Origin of the sequence: Alloactinosynnema sp. L-07 (assembly GCF_900070365.1) — a bacterium.
In the GTDB taxonomy this organism is placed as follows: Bacteria; Actinomycetota; Actinomycetes; order Mycobacteriales; family Pseudonocardiaceae; genus Actinokineospora.
Genome location: NZ_LN850107.1, coordinates 1,729,049 through 1,746,291 on the forward strand (window position 1 = coordinate 1,729,049; position 17,243 = coordinate 1,746,291).

12 protein-coding genes are annotated in these 17,243 nt (G+C 72.5%); 10 read left to right on the top strand and 2 right to left on the bottom strand.

The features are described from left to right. Nucleotides 1–3: 3 nt before the first annotated feature. Both BN1701_RS08055 and BN1701_RS08060 read left to right on the top strand, forming a co-directional pair. Nucleotides 4–1,059 (top strand): ABC transporter substrate-binding protein, encoded by a 1,056-nt coding sequence (locus BN1701_RS08055; protein ID WP_054046967.1) that lies wholly within the window; start codon nucleotides 4–6, stop codon nucleotides 1,057–1,059. After that, nucleotides 1,056–1,985 (top strand): TauD/TfdA family dioxygenase, encoded by a 930-nt coding sequence (locus BN1701_RS08060; protein ID WP_054046969.1) that lies wholly within the window; start codon nucleotides 1,056–1,058, stop codon nucleotides 1,983–1,985. The genes BN1701_RS08055 and BN1701_RS08060 overlap by 4 nt, the downstream gene beginning before the upstream one ends. Nucleotides 1,986–2,012: 27 nt before the next feature. Here the strand turns inward: BN1701_RS08060 and BN1701_RS08065 are convergent, their stop codons facing one another. Both BN1701_RS08065 and BN1701_RS08070 read right to left on the bottom strand, forming a co-directional pair. Next, nucleotides 2,013–3,752 carry an ABC transporter ATP-binding protein gene (locus BN1701_RS08065; RefSeq protein WP_054046971.1) on the bottom strand — a complete coding sequence of 580 codons (1,740 nt, stop codon included), beginning with the start codon at nucleotides 3,750–3,752 and terminating at the stop codon, nucleotides 2,013–2,015. Further along, a complete protein-coding gene (locus BN1701_RS08070; RefSeq protein ID WP_054046973.1) occupies nucleotides 3,749–5,428 on the bottom strand; it encodes an ABC transporter ATP-binding protein in 1,680 nt (559 codons plus the stop codon). Before BN1701_RS08070 ends, BN1701_RS08065 begins: the two co-directional genes overlap by 4 nt. 90 nt (nucleotides 5,429–5,518) lie before the next feature. Between BN1701_RS08070 and BN1701_RS08075 the strand changes: the two genes are divergently transcribed. The 8 genes from BN1701_RS08075 to BN1701_RS08110 all read left to right on the top strand — a co-directional run bounded on the left by BN1701_RS08075 (nucleotide 5,519) and on the right by BN1701_RS08110 (nucleotide 17,233). After that, nucleotides 5,519–6,556, top strand: a complete 1,038-nt coding sequence (locus tag BN1701_RS08075) for an iron ABC transporter permease (protein WP_054046976.1) — start codon at nucleotides 5,519–5,521, stop codon at nucleotides 6,554–6,556. Nucleotides 6,557–6,618: 62 nt separating this feature from the next. Then, nucleotides 6,619–7,584, top strand: coding sequence for a FecCD family ABC transporter permease (locus BN1701_RS08080; RefSeq protein WP_369800507.1), 966 nt, complete (start codon nucleotides 6,619–6,621; stop codon nucleotides 7,582–7,584). Further along, nucleotides 7,578–8,411 (top strand): ABC transporter ATP-binding protein, encoded by an 834-nt coding sequence (locus BN1701_RS08085; RefSeq protein WP_231949534.1) that lies wholly within the window; start codon nucleotides 7,578–7,580, stop codon nucleotides 8,409–8,411. Before BN1701_RS08080 ends, BN1701_RS08085 begins: the two co-directional genes overlap by 7 nt. A gap of 533 nt (nucleotides 8,412–8,944) precedes the next feature. Continuing rightward, complete coding sequence (locus tag BN1701_RS08090) at nucleotides 8,945–9,652, top strand: thioesterase II family protein (RefSeq protein WP_054046982.1); 708 nt, start codon at nucleotides 8,945–8,947, stop codon at nucleotides 9,650–9,652. 3 nt (nucleotides 9,653–9,655) lie between these two features. After that, a complete protein-coding gene (locus BN1701_RS08095) occupies nucleotides 9,656–10,480 on the top strand; it encodes an SDR family oxidoreductase (protein WP_054046984.1) in 825 nt (274 codons plus the stop codon). Next, complete coding sequence (locus tag BN1701_RS08100) at nucleotides 10,477–13,041, top strand: non-ribosomal peptide synthetase (protein WP_054046985.1); 2,565 nt, start codon at nucleotides 10,477–10,479, stop codon at nucleotides 13,039–13,041. Before BN1701_RS08095 ends, BN1701_RS08100 begins: the two co-directional genes overlap by 4 nt. Next, the gene (locus BN1701_RS08105; RefSeq protein ID WP_082859712.1) at nucleotides 13,038–14,264 is read left to right on the top strand and encodes an ATP-grasp domain-containing protein; all 1,227 of its coding nucleotides are present in this window, start codon (nucleotides 13,038–13,040) and stop codon (nucleotides 14,262–14,264) included. The genes BN1701_RS08100 and BN1701_RS08105 overlap by 4 nt, the downstream gene beginning before the upstream one ends. Beyond that, nucleotides 14,261–17,233 carry a non-ribosomal peptide synthetase gene (locus BN1701_RS08110; protein WP_054046989.1) on the top strand — a complete coding sequence of 991 codons (2,973 nt, stop codon included), beginning with the start codon at nucleotides 14,261–14,263 and terminating at the stop codon, nucleotides 17,231–17,233. The genes BN1701_RS08105 and BN1701_RS08110 overlap by 4 nt, the downstream gene beginning before the upstream one ends. The last annotated feature ends 10 nt before the right edge of the window (nucleotides 17,234–17,243 follow it).

Here is a 17,243-nt window from a genome sequence, read left to right on the forward strand (position 1 = left end):
AAAATGGTGCACAACAACGGGACTGGCGCCGCGCGCCCGCTGTCCCGCAGGTTCTTCCTGACCGCGACCGGCATCGGCGCGCTCACCGCGGGATTGGCCGCCTGCGGGGGGACGTCGACGTCGGGCTCGTCGCCGAGCAGCCCGGCCCCGACGTCGGGTGGCGGCGGAGGATTTCCGCTGACCATGGAGGGCGCCGAGGGCAAGACGGTGCTCACAGCGCGTCCGCAGCGCGTGGTCACGGTTGGCTTCATGCGGGACCTGGACGAGGCCGTCTCGCTCGGGGTGAACCCGGTCGCGACCACCCCGGCCTCCAACTTCGACTCCGGCATCCCGCCGTGGGTCGAGGCCAAGCTCGGTGGGGCCAAGATCGAGCAGCTCGAGTTCGAGGACAAGCTGCCGTTCGAGAAGATCGTCGCGCTGACGCCCGACCTGATCCTCGCCACCGACAGCTACACCCTCGCCGACGACTTCGCGAACCTGACCGCGCTGGCGCCCACGCTCTCCTACGAGAAGGACGTCGCCGAGGACACCTGGCAGACCCGCGCGACCCGCGTCGGCAAGGCCCTGGGCAAGTCCGACGAGGCCGAGAAGGCCGTCAAGGCCGTCACCGCCAAGATCGAGGAGGCGAAGACCAAGAACCAGGCCGCGCTGGCGGGCAAGACGTTCACCTTCAGCCTGCTCAACGGCGAGGGCGCGATCGCGACGGTCATCCTGCCCACCGACGCCTCCGCGCAGTTGCTTGCCCACCTCGGCTTGAAGCTGTCGGACAAGGTCACCAAGCTCCCGCAGGCGGGCCCGGCGGGCCGCGCCGTCGTCGCGACCGAGAACACCGATCTTCTCGACGCCGACATCGTGATGTTCTCCTTCCGCAACGCCGAGGAGCGAGCCAAGGTCGAAGGCGACCGCCTGTTCCAGAACCTTCCCGCGGTCAAGCGGGGCGCGTATGTGGCGCTCGAGGTCGAGACGGCGCTGTCGATGGCGTTCCCGTCGACGCTGAGCATCCCCTACGCCCTCGACAAGATCGTGCCCCTGCTCGTCCAGGCAGCGGGCAAGGCATGAGTACAACCACACTGGCGACACTGATCGAGGGCGAGGGGCCCGTCGTCGATCGGCTGGCCCGCGACCGCGCCGCGATCCGCGAGCGCCTGCACCATGACGGGGCCGTGCTGCTGCGCGGCTTCGACATCGGCGGTCCGGAGGGACTCGCCGACGCGGTGCGCGCGGTGTCGGGCGAGCCGCTGACCTACACCGAGCCGTCGTCGCCGCGCAGCCGGATCAAGGGCAACGTCTACACCTCCACCGAGTACCCGGCGCAGGCGGAGATCCCGCTGCACAACGAGATGTCCTACCAGGCGGTATGGCCGCTGACGCTGTTCTTCCACTGCGTCGAGCCGCCGCTGACCCAGGGCGCCACCCCGCTGGCCTCGGTGCGCAAGGTCTACGAGGCCATCGACCCGTCGGTGCGCGCGGAGTTCGAGCGTCGCAAGTGGATGGTCGTGCGCAACTACGGCGAGGACATCGGCCTGCGCTGGCGCGCGGTATTCGACACAGACGACCGTGCTGAGGCCGAACGCAAGTGCCTCGCGGGAGGCCTCACCGTCGAGTGGACCGACGACGACGGGATGCGCACCCGCGCGGTCCGCGACGCCGTCCACATCCACCCCGTGACCGGCCTGCCGGTGTGGTTCAACCACATCGTGATCTTCCACGACAGCAGCCTGCCGGAGGAGGTGCGGGAGGGTCTGCTCGACGTCTACGGCCGTGAGGGTCTGCCCAACAACACCTACTACGGCGACGGCGGCGTCATTCCCGACGACGTGGTCGCGCACCTGCGGTCCTGCTTCCAGGCGGCGTCGACCCGCTTCGACTACCAGCGCGACGACCTGGTGCTGGTGGACAACATGTCGGTGGCGCACGGCCGGGAGCCGTTCACCGGCCCCCGCAAGATCGCCGTGGCGATGGGCGAGGCGTCCGACGCCGGATGATCCCGTGCGGACAGGGACTGGCCCCGGTCAGTCCCTGTCCGCGGACCACGCGGCCCACAGCGCCGCGTACAACCCGCCCGCGCGCACCAGTTCGGCGTGCGAGCCCTGCTCCACGACGCGCCCACGGTCCACCACCACGACGAGGTCGGCCGTGGCCGCCTGCGTCAGCCGGTGTGCCACCACGACCGCCGTGCGGTCGCGCAACACCCGCGCCGCCGCGGTCTCCAACACCCGCGAACCACTGCTTCCCGCCTCCGCTGTCGCCTCGTCCAGGATCGCCACCAACGGACCGAGCAGCAGCAGCCGGGCCAGCGCCAATTGCTGGGCTTGGACCACGGTCAGGTCGTGCCCGCCGTCGCCGACCACGGTGTCCATGCCGTCGGGCAGCGCGCGGGCCCAGTCGGCCGCGTTCACCGCGTCCAACGCCGCCCACAGCTCAGGTTCGGTCGCGTCCGGTCGGACCAGGCGGAGATCGTCGGCGAGGGTGCCCGCGAAGACGTGCACCTCCTGTGTCACCAGAGCGACCGTCGTGCGCGCGGTGTCGGTGTCGAGGTCGGTCAACGCCACGCCGCCGACGTGGACGGCGCCGTCGTCGGGCTTGTGCACCCCGGCCAGCAGTTTGGCCAGCGTCGTCTTCCCGCCGCCGCTGCCGCCGACCAACGCCACCGTGCTGCCCGCGGGCAGGTCGAGGTCGATGCCGTGCAGGACATCCTGGCCTGGCACGTAGGCGTAGCGCAGGCCCACGGCTTTCACCGAACCGTCGACCGGGCGGTCGCCCCGCTCGGGCTCGGGTTCGCCCGGCGACTCGACCACGCCGACCAGCCGGGCGAGACTCGCCGTGGCGGATTGGAGCGTGTCCAGCAGGAACAGCACGCCGTTGATCGGCGTGAACAGGTTCGCGAAGTACAGCGCAGCGGCACTCGCGGTGCCGATCGTGGCCACATCGGCCCGTACCAGCGTGAACCCCGCCACCAGCACCGCGGACAGGCCCACGAACTCGGCGACGTTGAGCCTGCCGAAGAACCGGGTCTGCAACCTGGTGACCGCCACCGTCAACTCGATGCTGTCGTCGACCCGGCGGCCGACCTTGGCGACGTGCTCGGCACCCGAGCGAAACGCCCGTACCGTCGCCTGACCACCCAGCGAGTCGAGCAACTGCTGCTGCTCACCCCCGGCGGCGGCTCGCCGACGCGCGTAGAGCGGCGCCGACCTGCCCAGGTACCACCGTGAGGTCCAGGCCTGGACGGGCACGGCGAGCAACGCCGCCGCCCCGAACCTCCAGTCGAGGGCGGCCAGCCCCGCGACCGTCAACACGATGATCAGCGCCGACTGCACGAACTCGGGGAACGCCTCCCGGATGGCGGTGCTGACCATCGCGACGTCCTCGGTGATCCGCGACGTCAGGTCACCCGACCCGCCCCGCTCGATGCGTTCCAGCGGCAGCGCCATCGCCCGTTCGACGAACTCCTCGCGCAATGTCGCCAACACGTGTTCGCCGACCCTGGAGGTCAGGCGCAGACCCGCGTACGCCAGCACACCCTGGGCTGAGGCGACCACCGCGAGCCAGATCACCGGGGCGACGACCGACGCGCCCGAGGTCGCCAGGTCCACCACGCGCCCCAGCAGGGGCGCGGTCGCCATGCTCACGCCCGCCGCACCCAGCAGGCAGACCGCCGCGGCGACGACGAGGAACCGATGGGCCGCGAGCACTCGCCACACCGTCGCGCGCGTGCGAGCGGCCGTGGCGATCGGAAGCAGAGCCGTCATGCGAGCACGACCTCCCGGTAGGCGGCGTTGGCGCGCAACAGGTCGGCGTGTGGACCGGCCTCGACGATGACGCCGCCGCGGACGAACACGACCCGGTCGGCGACCGCCAGCAGCGCGGGGCTGCTGCACAGCATGATCGTGGTGCGCCCGTGCCTGCGCGCCCGCAGCCCGGCGGCGATCGCGGCCTCGGTGGCCGCGTCGACGGCGGTGGTCGGATCGTGCAGGACCAGCACCGGTGGGTCGGCGTGCAGGGCCCGCGCCAACGCCACCCGCTGCCGTTGTCCACCCGACAGCGAGCGGCCGCGCTCGGTCACCGCTGTGTCGAGGCCATCGGGGAGCGCGGCGATCACCTGGTCCACCTGTGCTGTCCGCACGGCCGCTTCGATGTCACCAGCGCCGATGTTGTCGGCCACGGTGCCCTCGAACAGGTCCGCGTCGTGCGGCGACACCAGGATCGCCGAGCGCACGTCCTCAGGTGCCACCTCGGTCAGCGGCGTGCCGTCCACCAGCACCTGCCCGGCGTCCGGGTCGCGCTCACGGCCCAGGAACCCGCACAGCGCCGTGGCTTCGCTCGGGTCCACGGTCAGAATGCCCAACAGTTCGCCGGGCTCCACTGTCAGATCGAGCCCACGCAGTGGTCCGCCGGTCAACCTGGCGAACTCCACCCGGCCGGTGACCTGGCGCAACGCCCTGGTTCCGCCCTCGACGGCGGCGGGAGCGGCCAGAACGCGGTGGATGCGAGCCGCCGACGCGCGCCCGGCCGCAACCGCCGCGGTCACGTCCCCGAACGTCCCCAGTGGACCGAGTAGGAACTGCGCCAACCCGACCGCCGCGACCAGTTGGCCCACGGTGATGTCGCCCGCGGCCGCGAGACCGCCCCCGATCAGCGCCACCGTCGCGAGGAACAGCCCGTTGACCGCGATCACGGCCGCCGCGTAGCCGGACTCGGCCTGACTGGTGTGCAACGTCGCGTCCAGCGAGGCCCGGCTCACCGTCCGGTACCGCGTCACCCCCGCCCGCTCGGCCCGCAGTCCCTTGATCACCCGTACCCCGCGCACGAGGTCGGTCCCGACTCCAGCCGCCAGCGCCGCCCGCTCCTGCTGCGCCTCCGCCCGGTGTTCGAGCGGACGGCTCAGCGCCCGCACGAGCAGCATGACCGGCGGTGTCCCGAGCAGGATCAACAGCCCCAGGGGGATCGACACCACGAGCAGCGCGGTGCTGGCCACCGCGACCCCGACCACGGCCGCGATTCCGTGCGGAACCATGAAGTTGACCATGGCCGTCCGCCGGGCGTCCGCCGTGGCGATGCTGACCAGTGCGCCCGGCAGGATGTCCGGATCCTGGCTGCCGCGGCTGTCCAGCACCCGACCCGCCAACGCCAGCCGCAGCGCGCGGTCCGCGCGCACCCCGGCGAGCAGACCGACGCGGGTGCCGAACCGGTAGCAGAGCGACAGCATCAGGAAGTCCGCGGCGAGTACCGCCAGCCAGAAGGCCAGCGCACCCGGATCGCTGGTCGTGACGGCCCGGTCGAGCACCATGCCGATCAGCAGCGGGACCAGCGCCTCCCCGGACTGGTGCCCGATGAACAGCGCCGACGTCGCGATGATCCGGCCCCGGTGGGCGAGGACGGACCGACGCAGCACCCCGCCGTCGTCGAGCGGACCCGACCGGCCCAACTCGCCACCCCCTGGACTATCGCAAGTGAAGTATGCCTACCCTAACCTCAGTCACTGGATCAGGTGACAGAGAGCCGGCGGAGGTCACGAATGGCGGTCGATACCTCGCCTCGCGCCAAACCACGGGCGAGCCGGTCGACCGCGCGTCTCACGGCCGGGTTGGCCATCGCGGCCCTCGTCATCGTCGCGCTCGGCCTGTACTCGCTCACCGTCGGCGCGAAGCCCGTCGGGCTGGACACCGCGATCCGCTTCCTGGGCGCCGACGACGGCACCGACCTCGCCTACATCGTCCGGGAGATCCGCCTTCCGCGCCTGTACCTGGGCCTCGCGGTCGGCGCGGGACTGGGCCTGGCGGGCGCGCTCATGCAGGCGCTCACCCGCAACCCGCTGGCCGATCCCGGGCTGCTCGGCGTGGAGATCGGCGCGTCCACCGCGGTGGTGATCGCGATCGCGGTCTTCGGCGTCGTCACTCCCGGGGGCTATGTGTGGTTCGCCCTCGCGGGCGCGGCGGCCACGTCGGTCGTGGTGTACCTGCTCGGCTCGGGCGGCCGGGGCGCCACACCGGAGCGCATGGTGCTGGCCGGAGCCGCCGTGACCGCGGTGATGACGGCGTTCGTCGGGATCATCCTGCTGCTCGACGGCCAGACCTTCGACCGGTACCGGTTCTGGGTCATCGGCTCGCTGGCCGGGCGCGGGTTCGACGTGCTGTGGCAAACCGGCCCGCTTCTGCTGCTGGGCGCCGTAATCGCCCTTTCGCTCGGGCGCGGCCTCAACGCGCTGGCGCTGGGTGACGAGGTGGGCCGCGCGCTCGGCGTCCAGGTCGAGCGAACCCGGCTCGCGGGTGCTCTCGCGGTAACCCTCCTGTGCGGCGCGGCCACCGCCGCGGCCGGTCCCATCGCCTTCGTCGGGCTCGCCGTGCCCCACATGGCCCGGGTGATCACCGGGCCGGACAACCGCTGGGTGCTGGCCTACTCCCTGTTCCTCGCCCCCATCCTCGTGCTCGGCGCGGACATCACCGGCCGCGTGGTGTCCGCGCCCGGGGAGTTGGAAGTCGGAATCGTCATGGCCCTCATCGGAGCACCCGTGTTCATCGCGCTCGCCCGCCGACGCCGGATCGCGCAGCTGTGACCCGCGCACTGCGGTCCCGAACGGGGGCCTTCTCGGTACGAGTCCGCCCGCGGGCGCTGATCGTGGGCGCACTTCTCGCGGCGGTCACCCTCGTCTGCGGGGCGTTGATCCTGACCACCGGGGACTTCCCGGCCACCGTCGGCGACGTGCTCCAAGTGCTGACCGGAGACGGTCCGCGAGGGCTTGAGATCGTGGTCACGCGGTTCCGGCTGCCGCGACTGCTGGTCGGAATCGGCGTCGGCGCCGCGTTGGGCGCGGCGGGATCGATCTTCCAGAGCATCTCCAGGAACCCGCTGGGCAGCCCGGACGTCATCGGCTTCACCACCGGCTCGGCCACCGGAGCCCTCGTCGTGCTTGTCGTCGCCCAGGACAGCCCGGTGGGGGTGCCCGTGGGCGCGATCCTGGGCGGGGTGGGGTCCGCGCTCCTGGTCTACCTGCTCGCCTACCGGCGCGGCGTGCAGGGATTCCGGCTCATCCTCGTGGGCATCGGGGTGAGTTCCGTACTGGCCGCCGTCAACGCCTTCCTGCTGAGCCGCGCGTCGCTGGCGGACGCGCAGGGAGCGCAGATGTGGTTGGTCGGCAGCCTCAGCGGGCGGAGCTGGGATCACGTCGTCCCGGTCTGGATCGCGCTCGTCGCGCTCCTGCCCGCGGTCGCGCTGCTGGGCAAGCGCATGTCGATGCTGGAGATGGGCGACGAGACGGCCACCGCCCGCGGCGTCCCCGTCGAGCGCACCAGGTTGACCCTCGTCGTCGTCGGTGTCGCGCTGACCGCCGTCGCCACGGCGGCGGCCGGGCCCATCGCCTTCGTCGCGCTGGCCGCGCCCCAGGTCGCCCACCGACTGGTCCGGGTCGGGGGAGCGGGTCCGATGATCTCCGCGCTGACCGGCGCCGCCCTGCTGGTGGGTGCCGATCTCGCGGGCCAACGCCTCCTGCTGCCACTGCAACTCCCCGTGGGCTTGAGCACCGGGGCGGTGGGCGGCCTCTATCTCGTCTGGTTGCTGGGAAGGGAATGGCGCAGGCAATGGTGACCCAGGGGCGGCTGCGAGCCGACAATCTGACCCTCGCCTACGACGAGCGGATCGTGGCCAGGGAACTGGGCGTGACCATCGAGGACGGGTCCTTCACCGTCATCATCGGCCCCAACGCGTGCGGCAAGTCCACCCTCCTCAAGGCACTGGCCAGGGTCATCCGCGCGAGTGAAGGAGAGGTGTACCTCGACGGCCGAGCCATCTCCACCTACTCGACCAAGCACCTCGCGCGCGAAGTGGGCCTGCTGCCGCAGACGTCCATCGCGCCGGGCGGCATCACTGTGGACGACCTCGTCGCGCGTGGCCGCTACCCGCACCAGCGGATGCTCCGGCAGTGGTCCACAGAGGACGAGTCCGCGGTGGCCGATGCCATGCGCCGCACCGGAGTCCATGACCTGGCCGATCGGTTCGTCGACGAACTCTCCGGCGGTCAGCGGCAACGGGTCTGGCTGGCGATGGTGCTGGCTCAGCGGACTCCGATCGTCCTGTTGGACGAACCGACCACGTTCCTCGACATCTCGCACCAGATGGAGGTCCTCGACCTGTGCGCGACCCTGCACGAACAGGGGGACCACACTCTCGTGCTCGTGCTGCACGACATCAACCAGGCTTGCCGGTACGCGACCAACCTCATCGTGATGCGCCAGGGCGAGGTCGTCGCGCAGGGCGCTCCCGACGAGATCGTCACCGAGTCGCTGATCGCCGACGTGTTCGGGCTGCGGTGCCGGATCATCCCCGATCCGGAGGTCGGAACCCCGATGGTCGTCCCACTCGCCCGCCCCGGTGACCCAAGGCTCAGCTGGAACGACGACCGGCGAGTCGGGTGACCGCCGCACCACGATGGCGGTGTCGAATTTGGATTTCTTGGCGGGCGAGCAAGAGGTGGGGAGCGGCGGCCGTTGTTTGAGCCGCGTCCTGGCTGGGGCCCAGGTGTGCTGGCCCCCGCCGAAAATACGCACTAGTGACCGACGAGTAGTCAACTCCGGTCCGGGTATTGGGACGCCTTTCGGTCGTGCTTGGCCCTTTCGGGCAGGGCTCAATGGCGCGAATGGTCAAGCCCGTCGACGATTTCCGGGGTTGTCGGTCGCGTTCGGCGCCTGCGTTTGGTCCATTCGGCCATCTGCATGCTGACGTGCGGCGTAACGCCGTTACCGCGCGCCGCTGTGCTCCCTGTCCAGGAAAATGTTCGACGTGATCGTCGCGACATTGTGTGTGCGGTGAAGCCGCCGTTCGGCTTATTGCCGAGAATGAGGACGCGTCCCTATGCTCTGCCCCGGTCCGCAGGGGGTGCCGTGCGCGTTGATTCACGTGCGTGGCGTCGGGCAGTCAATTCATCGATGTTGAGTGAAGCGGGGATTGGGTGTCTACATCGTTTTCTTTGCTGTGCCTGCCATTCGCGGGCGCGGGGGCGAGTTTCTACTTCCCGTGGCGCGATCGCGCTGCCGACGGGATCGACGTGGTCCCGGTGCAGCTGCCCGGCCGGGAGCGGTTGATCGCCGAAGACCCGTACACCGACATGCACGCCGCGGCCGACCGGCTGGCCGCCAGGCTCGACCCGGCGCTGAAGGATCGGCCAGTCGCGCTGTTCGGCCACAGCCTCGGCGCGGTACTGGCCTTCGAGTTGGCACTGCGGCTGGAGGCCGACGGGTTCGACGTGGTGCACCTGGTCGCCAGCGGCTCGCAGGGGCCGTGGCACGGGCGGACCGAACGCGCGGGGGACCTCGACGACGACGAGTTCGTCGCCAGGGTGCGGGAGTTCGCCGGGTACCGGCACCCGGCGTTCGACATCCCGGAGATGCGTGAGCTGCTGCTGCCGACGCTGCGCGCGGACGTGGCCATGCACGAGAGCTACGTGCCGACCGAGGGCGGGCGCCTGCGCTGCGACATCACCTCGGTCCGCGGGGTGGAGGACCACCTGGTGTCGCCGGAGGCGGCGGCGGGCTGGGCGCTGGCGACCGCGGGGACGTTCCACGCCGTCGGCGTCGCGGGCGGGCACATGTACCTGGAGGACGACCCCGCGGTGGCCCTGGACGCTGTGGCGGGCGCCGTCGGCCTGCTCGGGATCTGAGTCATGTCGGTACGTGGCAAGACGATTCTGATCACCGGCGCGGCCCGCGGGCTCGGCCGGGCGTGCGCTGCCCGGTTCGCCGCCGATGGCGCGGACCTGGTGCTGGTCGACATCGCCGAGGACATCGCGGCGGTGCCGTACCCGATGGGCTCCGCTGGGCAGTTGGACGACACCGCGCGCCGCTGCCGGGCGGCGGGTGCCGAGGTGCTGACCGCGACCGCCGACGTGCGCGTCCAGTCGCAATTGGACAATGTGGTCGACGACGCGCTCGACCGGTTCGGCCGGATCGATGTGCTGGTGAACAACGCGGGCATCGCCGCGCCGTCGGGCAAGCCGGTGCACGAGATCGACGAGGACGAGTGGCACGTCATGCTCGACGTCGACCTGTCGGGCGCGTGGCGCGCGATCAAGGCGGTGGCACCGGCGATGGCCGCGCGGCGCTCGGGCAGCATCGTCAACATCTCGTCCACCGCGGGCCTGGTTGGCTACCGTAACTTCGCGGGATACGTCGCGGCCAAGCACGGGCTGATCGGGCTGACGCGGGCCGCGGCGCTGGACTACGCGGCGCTGCGGGTGCGGGTGAACGCGATCTGCCCAGGGCAGGTGCGCGAGGAACCCGACCTGGAAGGCCGGATGCTCTCCGAGGTGGCCCGCTCGCTCGGGGTGGACCCCGACGAGCAGGAGCCCACGTTCCTAGCCGCCCAGCCGATGAACGCGTTGGTCGACCCGGAGGACGTGGTGGGCGCGGCGGTGTACCTCGCAGGCGACGATTCGAAACAGGTGACCGGCAGCGTGGTCACCGTCGACGGGGGATTCAGCATCCGATGAGCACGACCCATTCCTGGCTGCGGGCCGTGCCCGCCGATCTGTCCCCGGACACGGTGGCGCTGCGGTTCGCCGCCGCCCGCACCGCGGGCCGGATCCCACCGTGGCTGCGCCTGTGGACCGCCACCGGCGACCCGGTCCGAGAACTCGACCGTCCGCTGCGCCCCGACGGTGCCGCCCGCGCGGTGCTCTCGGCGGACGCGCTGGTGCTGGTCGCCCGCGTGACCGCACTGTCCCGAGTGGACCTGGACGCGGTCGGCGCCCTGCTGCTCGACGGCGACGACACGGTCTCGGTCAGCGCCGAGATCGCCCCCGACCCGGCGCCCACACCCGTGGCCGCGCTGGAGTGGGGCTTGGGCGACCCGCGCCGCGCGGGCCGGTTCGGCGCGATCTCCATCGGCCCGATCACTGCCTCGGTGTCCGTCGCCGACGGGTTGGCGCGCGCCCTCGCGCGGTACGGCAGCGACCCGGCGGCCGCGCCCGTCACCGCCATCGTCGTCACCGACTCCAGTACCCCGTCAACCGCACCCAAGGGGACCGTGACGCGGCCTGACCACGGTGCCCGCCCAACGGCCACGTCCTCCGAGACGCGACCAAGCCTAGAATTCCGGGGAGGCGGGCAGTACCGGCCTTGGCTCGTCCCGCCGTCGCCGGTCACGGTCACCTGGTTCGAGCAGGACGGCGTCCTCACCGGCGAGTGCGTCTACGACGAAGGCGTGCTGCATCCCGCTGTCGCCGCCCAGTTCGCCGCGGTCCTGACCGACTTGACCGCGGGCCGTGAGCCCGCCGCCTTCCCGGTGCCCGCCCCGCCCTCGGCGCCGGAGACGGCGCCGACGACCATCCCCGCGGCGTTCCGCGCGATCGCCGCGACCCGCCGCGACGCGGTCGCCGCGGTCGACCAGGACACCTCTCTGACTTACCGCGACCTGGACGAGCGCTCCGACCGGATCGCCGCGGGTCTGGCCGCACTCGGTGTGACGCGCGGGGACCTGGTGGGCCTGTGCGTCGAGCGCGGCGCCGACCTGGTGGCGACGATGCTGGGCGTGCTCAAGGCAGGCGCGGCGTCGGTGCCGATGGACCCGCGCTACCCGGTCGACCGGCTGCGTCTGACCACAGTGGACGCCGGGGTACGGTTGGTGGTCACCACCGTCGGCGACTTCCCCCACGTCGACGGTGTGCCGGTGGTCTGGCCCGGGACCTTGATCGGCGACGGCCCGGTGCCCGAGGTGGCCCCCGAGCCCGACGACGCCGCGTATGTCATCTACACCTCCGGTTCCACCGGCAGGCCCAAGGGCGTCGTCGTCGAGCACCGCTCGGTGATCGCCCTGCTCGCGGCGACCACAGTGGACTTCGCACTCGCCGAGACCGATGTGTGGTCGCTGTTCCACTCCGCCGCGTTCGACTTCTCGGTGTGGGAGATCTGGGGCGCCCTGTTGACCGGCGCGCGCCTGATCGTGGTGCCCTACCTGGTGTCGCGCTCGCCGGAGGAGTTCCACGCGCTGCTGGCCGAGCAGCGGGTCACCGTGCTCAGCCAGACGCCGTCGGCGTTCGCCGCGCTGCGTGAGGTCGACCTTGCCCAGCCGGGCAGGCTGCCGCTGCGGCTGGTGGTCTTCGGCGGCGAGCCGTTGGAGGCGCGGGCGCTGGACCGGTGGTTCCGCAAGTACCCGCACGACCGGTGCCGCATGGTGAACATGTACGGCATCACCGAGACCACGGTGCACGTGACGGCCACGACGGTGACCCCGGTCCAGGTCGCGGCGGGCTCCCGGTCGGTCGGTCCGGCCATCCCCGGCTGGTCGGTGTCGGTGCGAGCGGAGGACGGGTCGGCGCAGCCGTTGGGCGTGCCCGGCGAGATCTGGGTCGGCGGCGCGGGCCTGGCCCGCGGGTACCTGGGCCGCGACGACCTGACCGCGGCCCGGTTCGTCACCGATCCTCTTACCGGGCAGCGGGTGTACCGCAGCGGCGACCTCGGCCGGATGTGGCCAGACGGATCGGTCGACCACCTCGGGCGCATCGACGAGCAGGTCAAGGTCCGCGGCTTCCGGATCGAACTGGGCGAGGTGCGCGCCGCGCTCCTGTCCGCGCCGGGCGTGTCCGCGGCGGCCGTGGTGCTGCGCACGGGCGACGACAGCGCCGACACCCGCCTCGATGGCTACGTCGTGCGGTCGGGTTCCACGGTGGACGAGGTGCGCGCGCACCTGCGCGCGGTGCTGCCCGAGCACATGGTCCCCGCGACCGTCACCGCGGTCGACGCGCTGCCGCTGACCGTGAACGGGAAGGTCGACACCGCGCGGCTGCCCGTGCCCGCCCTGGCCGTCGAGACAGCCGAACCCGATGGCGAGCCGGAGACCACCGAGGACGTCGTGCTGCGCGCGTGGCGCGCGACGGTCGGCGCGTCCATCGGGCCCGGCGACGACTTCTTCGAGTCCGGTGGCAATTCGCTGCTCGCGGTGCGGCTGTCGGCCGCGCTGCGCCGCGCCGGGCTGCCGGGCCTGTCGGTGCGCGACCTGTACCTGTACCCGACACCGGCCGAGTTCGCCGCGCACCTGGCGGCCACGTCATGAGCGTGGCACTGCCGGTCGTGGCCGTCGTGCACGACCTGGCCTCAGCCGACCCGGTCACCGTCATCGGCGCGGCGCGGCGGCTGTGCGCGCCGGTGTTCGTGTGCGACCGCGAGCGGATGCGCCCGGACGCCGCCTGGCCCGGGGCCTACGCGACGGTCATCGACGTGACCGGGCTCGGACCGGACGAGCGCGCGGCGGCCGTCGCGGCGGTCCTGCCCGCGGGCGTGGTGACCTTTAGCGAGTACCAGCTCGCGGAGACCGCGCGGCTCGCGGCGACCCTTGGCCTGCCCGGCCACGCCGCGGCGACGGTCGACGTGCTCACCGACAAGTTCGCCCAGCGGCGCGCGCTCGCCGCCGCGGGCGTGCAGCCCACGCGGTGCGCGGTGGTCACCGACGTCGACGCCGCGATCGCCGAGGTCGGCTTGCCTGCCGTGGTGAAGCCGAGGGTCGGCGCGGGCAGCCGCCACACGTCCAGAGTGGACACCCGAGACGAGTTCGCCGCGGCCGTGGCCGCCGCGGGCGTGCCGGTGGTCGCCGAGGAACTGCTGGTCGGCGACCAATCGGTCGCGGGCGTCGGGTTCGGCGACTACGTGTCGGTGGAGTCGGTGCACACCCCGGCGGGCTCGCGCCAGGTGTGCGTCACGGGGAAATTCCCGTTGGCCGAGCCGTTCCGGGAGACCGGGATGCTGCTGCCCAGCCCGCTGGCCGACGAGTCGGCGGTGCTCGCGCTCGACGCGGCGGCCACCGACGCGCTGGGCATCCGCCACGGCATCGCCCACACCGAGATCAAGCTGACCCCGGACGGCCCGCGGGTCATCGAGGTCAACGGCAGGCTCGGCGGCTACGCCTGGGAGATCCTGCACCGCGCGGGTGGCCCGAACCTGGTGGCGGTGGCTCTGAGGCTGGCCATGGGGGAGGACCCTCAGGTGAGCGCGCCGACCTGGCGCGGGGTCACCTACCAGGTGTTCCTCACCCCGCCCGCCGCGGGCGGCGTGCTCGTCGAAGTGTCCGGAGTGGACGCGGTGCGGGCGCTGCCCGGCGTGCGCAAGGTCGACGTGCACGCACAGCCGGGCGCCGTGGTCGACGCGAGCGTCGGCACTCAGGCCCATCTGGGTCTGGTCTACGGCGCCGCCGCGGACCACGCCGGGGTGCTGGACGTGGCTGACTCGGTCCGATCGCTGTTCCGTCCCGTGCTCGCCGAAGCCGTGGGAGCGCCGCGATGACCGCCGACAAGGGCCTCCTACCCGCCTCCCTGCGCGACACCACGGTGCCCGCGCTGTTCGCCGACGTGGCGCGGCGCCTGCCCGGCCGCGAGGCCGTGGTGTCCGGCGCGACCTCGCTGACCTACGCCGACCTGGACCGCCGCTCGGCACTGCTGGCCGCGGCGATCCGAGGGGCGGGCGTCGGCCGCGGCGACGTCGTCGCGCTGCTGGTGCGCGACCGGCTCGACTGGATCGTCGGGCAACTCGCGGTGCTGCGCGCCGGCGCGGCGTACCTGCCGATCAGCTCCCGCGAACCGGCCGCCCGGCTGCGGTTCCTCCTCGACGACAGCGCGGCCCGCCTGCTGATCGGGGCACCGGACGAGCCAACCGGCACACCGACGCTGGGCTTCGACGCGACCGCCGAACCCGGACCGGACACCGAGACCGCCGCCGACGACCCGGCGTACGTCATGTACACCTCTGGCAGCACTGGCACACCCAAGGGCGTGGTGGTGTGCCACCGCAACATCGTGCGTCTGGTGCGGGGCAACGACTTCGTCGCCTTCGGCCCCGACCTGCGGGTGCTGCAGACCGGCGCGGTCGGCTTCGACGCGACCACCTTCGAGGTGTGGGGCCCGCTGCTGCACGGCGGCGCGATCGCGCTCACCGCGGAGGACGACGTTCTCGACCCCGGGCGGCTGGGCGCGCGGCTGCGCGAGCACGCGGTCACCACCCTGTGGCTGACCTCGCCGCTGTTCAGCCGGATCGCCCTGGCCGACCCGGCGGTCTTTGGGCCGCTGCGCGACCTGGTCGTCGGTGGGGACGTCGTCGTCGGCGCGCACGTCGCCATGGTGCACGCGGCCTGCCCCGGCCTGCGCGTGATCAACGGCTACGGGCCGACGGAGAACACCACGTTCTCCACCACCCACCTGATCACCCCGGCCGACACGGCGGGGCCGGTGCCCATCGGTACGCCCCTGGCTGGGTCGACGGCGTACATCCTCGACGCCGATGGCGCGCTCGCCAACCACGGCGAACTGCACGTCGGCGGCGACGGCGTCACCCTGGGCTACCTCAACCGGCCGGACCTGACCGAGCGGGCCTTCCCGCCCGACCCGTTCCTGCCGGGCGGACGGATGTACCGCACGGGCGACATCGTCAGCCGCCGCGCCGACGGCGTGCTGGAGTTCGTCGGCCGCGCCGACCGGCAGGTCAAGGTGCGCGGCTACCGGATCGAGCCGGGCGAGATCGAAACCGTGCTGCGCGCGCACCCCGAGGTCACCGACGCGCACGTGGTGACCATGGACCGCCCCGAGGGCGCGTTCCTCGTCGCCTACGCCGTCACCGCCGCGCCCGCGGCCGACGTGCGCGCGCACCTTGCCGCCAAACTGCCTCGGCACCTGGTGCCGGGCTACGTCGTGCCGGTGCGACGGTTCCCGCTGACCGCCAACGGCAAGATCGACCGCGCGGAGCTGCCCGACCCGCTCACCGCGTTCGACTCGCCCACCGAACACGTCCCGCCCGTCACCGAGGTCGAACACGCCGTCGTGGACCTGGTCGAGGCCGCGCTCGGGGTCGCCCCGGTCGGCCTGCTCGACTCGATCTACGACCTCGGCGTGGACTCGCTGACCGCCGCGGGACTGGCAGCCTCGATCCGCGCCCGCCTCGGCCGCGACGTCACGACCGCCGACGTCCTGGTCGCCGCCACCGTCTCGGGCATCGCCGAAGCCGTCACCGAGGCCGCCGCGGCCGAAGCGGTGGAAGTGGTGGACACCCCGGTCGAGCGGCCGGACGCGGTGCTGCCGCTGGCGCCTGGGCAGCGGGCGCTGTTCGCCGCGCAGACCCGCGACCCGCGCACGGTCCGCTACAACGTGCCGGTCCGGCTTGACCTGCCCGCGGGCGTCGACCTCGCGGTCCTGGCCCGCGCGTGGCAGGCCGTGGTCGACCGGCACGACGCCCTGCGCACGTCGTTCGAGCTGGCCGACGAACCCGTTCAGCGGGTGCACGCCCAAGTGCGCGCGCCGTTGGCGGTCATCGACGACGACCGCGCGCCGGTCGAGCCGTTCGACCTGGGCACGGCGCCCCTGGTCCGCGCGACGGTGTGCGCCAAGCGGACGCTGTGGCTCGACGCGCACCACATCGTCGTCGACGGGCTGTCCCTGCGCACCATCGTGGCCGACCTCGACGCGCAGTGTCGCGGGATCACCCAGGCCCCGCCCTCGCAGTTCACCGATCACCTCTCGCGCCCGCCCGTGGCCACCGGCCACTGGGCCGAGGTGTTCGCCGCGCCGCTGGACACCGCGGACCTGCCCTACGACCGGCCAGACGACGGGACCGCGGCGGGCCAAGTGTTGACCGTGTGCCTCGGCGCCGAGCGCACCGCCGCGCTGCGGGCGCTGGCAGCCGAGCTGGGTACCACGCTGTTCGCCGTGCTTGCCGCGGCCTACGGGGTGTTTCTGCGGGCGGCCACCGGCGCACCCGAAGTGGTGTTCGGCGTCCCCGCGGCGGGCCGCGACCCGCGCACGGCCACCGCTGTCGGCATGTTCGTCAACACCGTGTTCCTCCGGGTTCGGCCCGACCCTGCCGCGAGCTTCGCCGACGTGGTGGCCGACGTCGCCGGACAGACCGCGCTCGCCCTGGCGCACCAGGGATCAGCCGCCGCCCAGGTGCCGCTGTCGGCGCTGTTCGCGCTGCAGCCCGAATCCGCGCTCACCGCAGAGTTCCTCGGCGCGGCGACGACGCTGCGGCCAGAGCACCCCGGCGAGGCGATGGTCGACATCAATACCCAGGTCTACGAACAGGACCGCGACCTGCGGGTGGACTGGGAGTACCGCACCCGGTTCGACCAGGCCACCGTCGCCGCGTTCGCCGACCTCTACCGCGACGTCCTCGACCGCGCCCGGTCCGCACCGCGCGCCCCCACCGGCGCGCTGACCGCCACCGCACCGCAGGCGCCCGCGTCGGCGCCCGACTTCGACTTCGACCTCTGACCGGAGCACA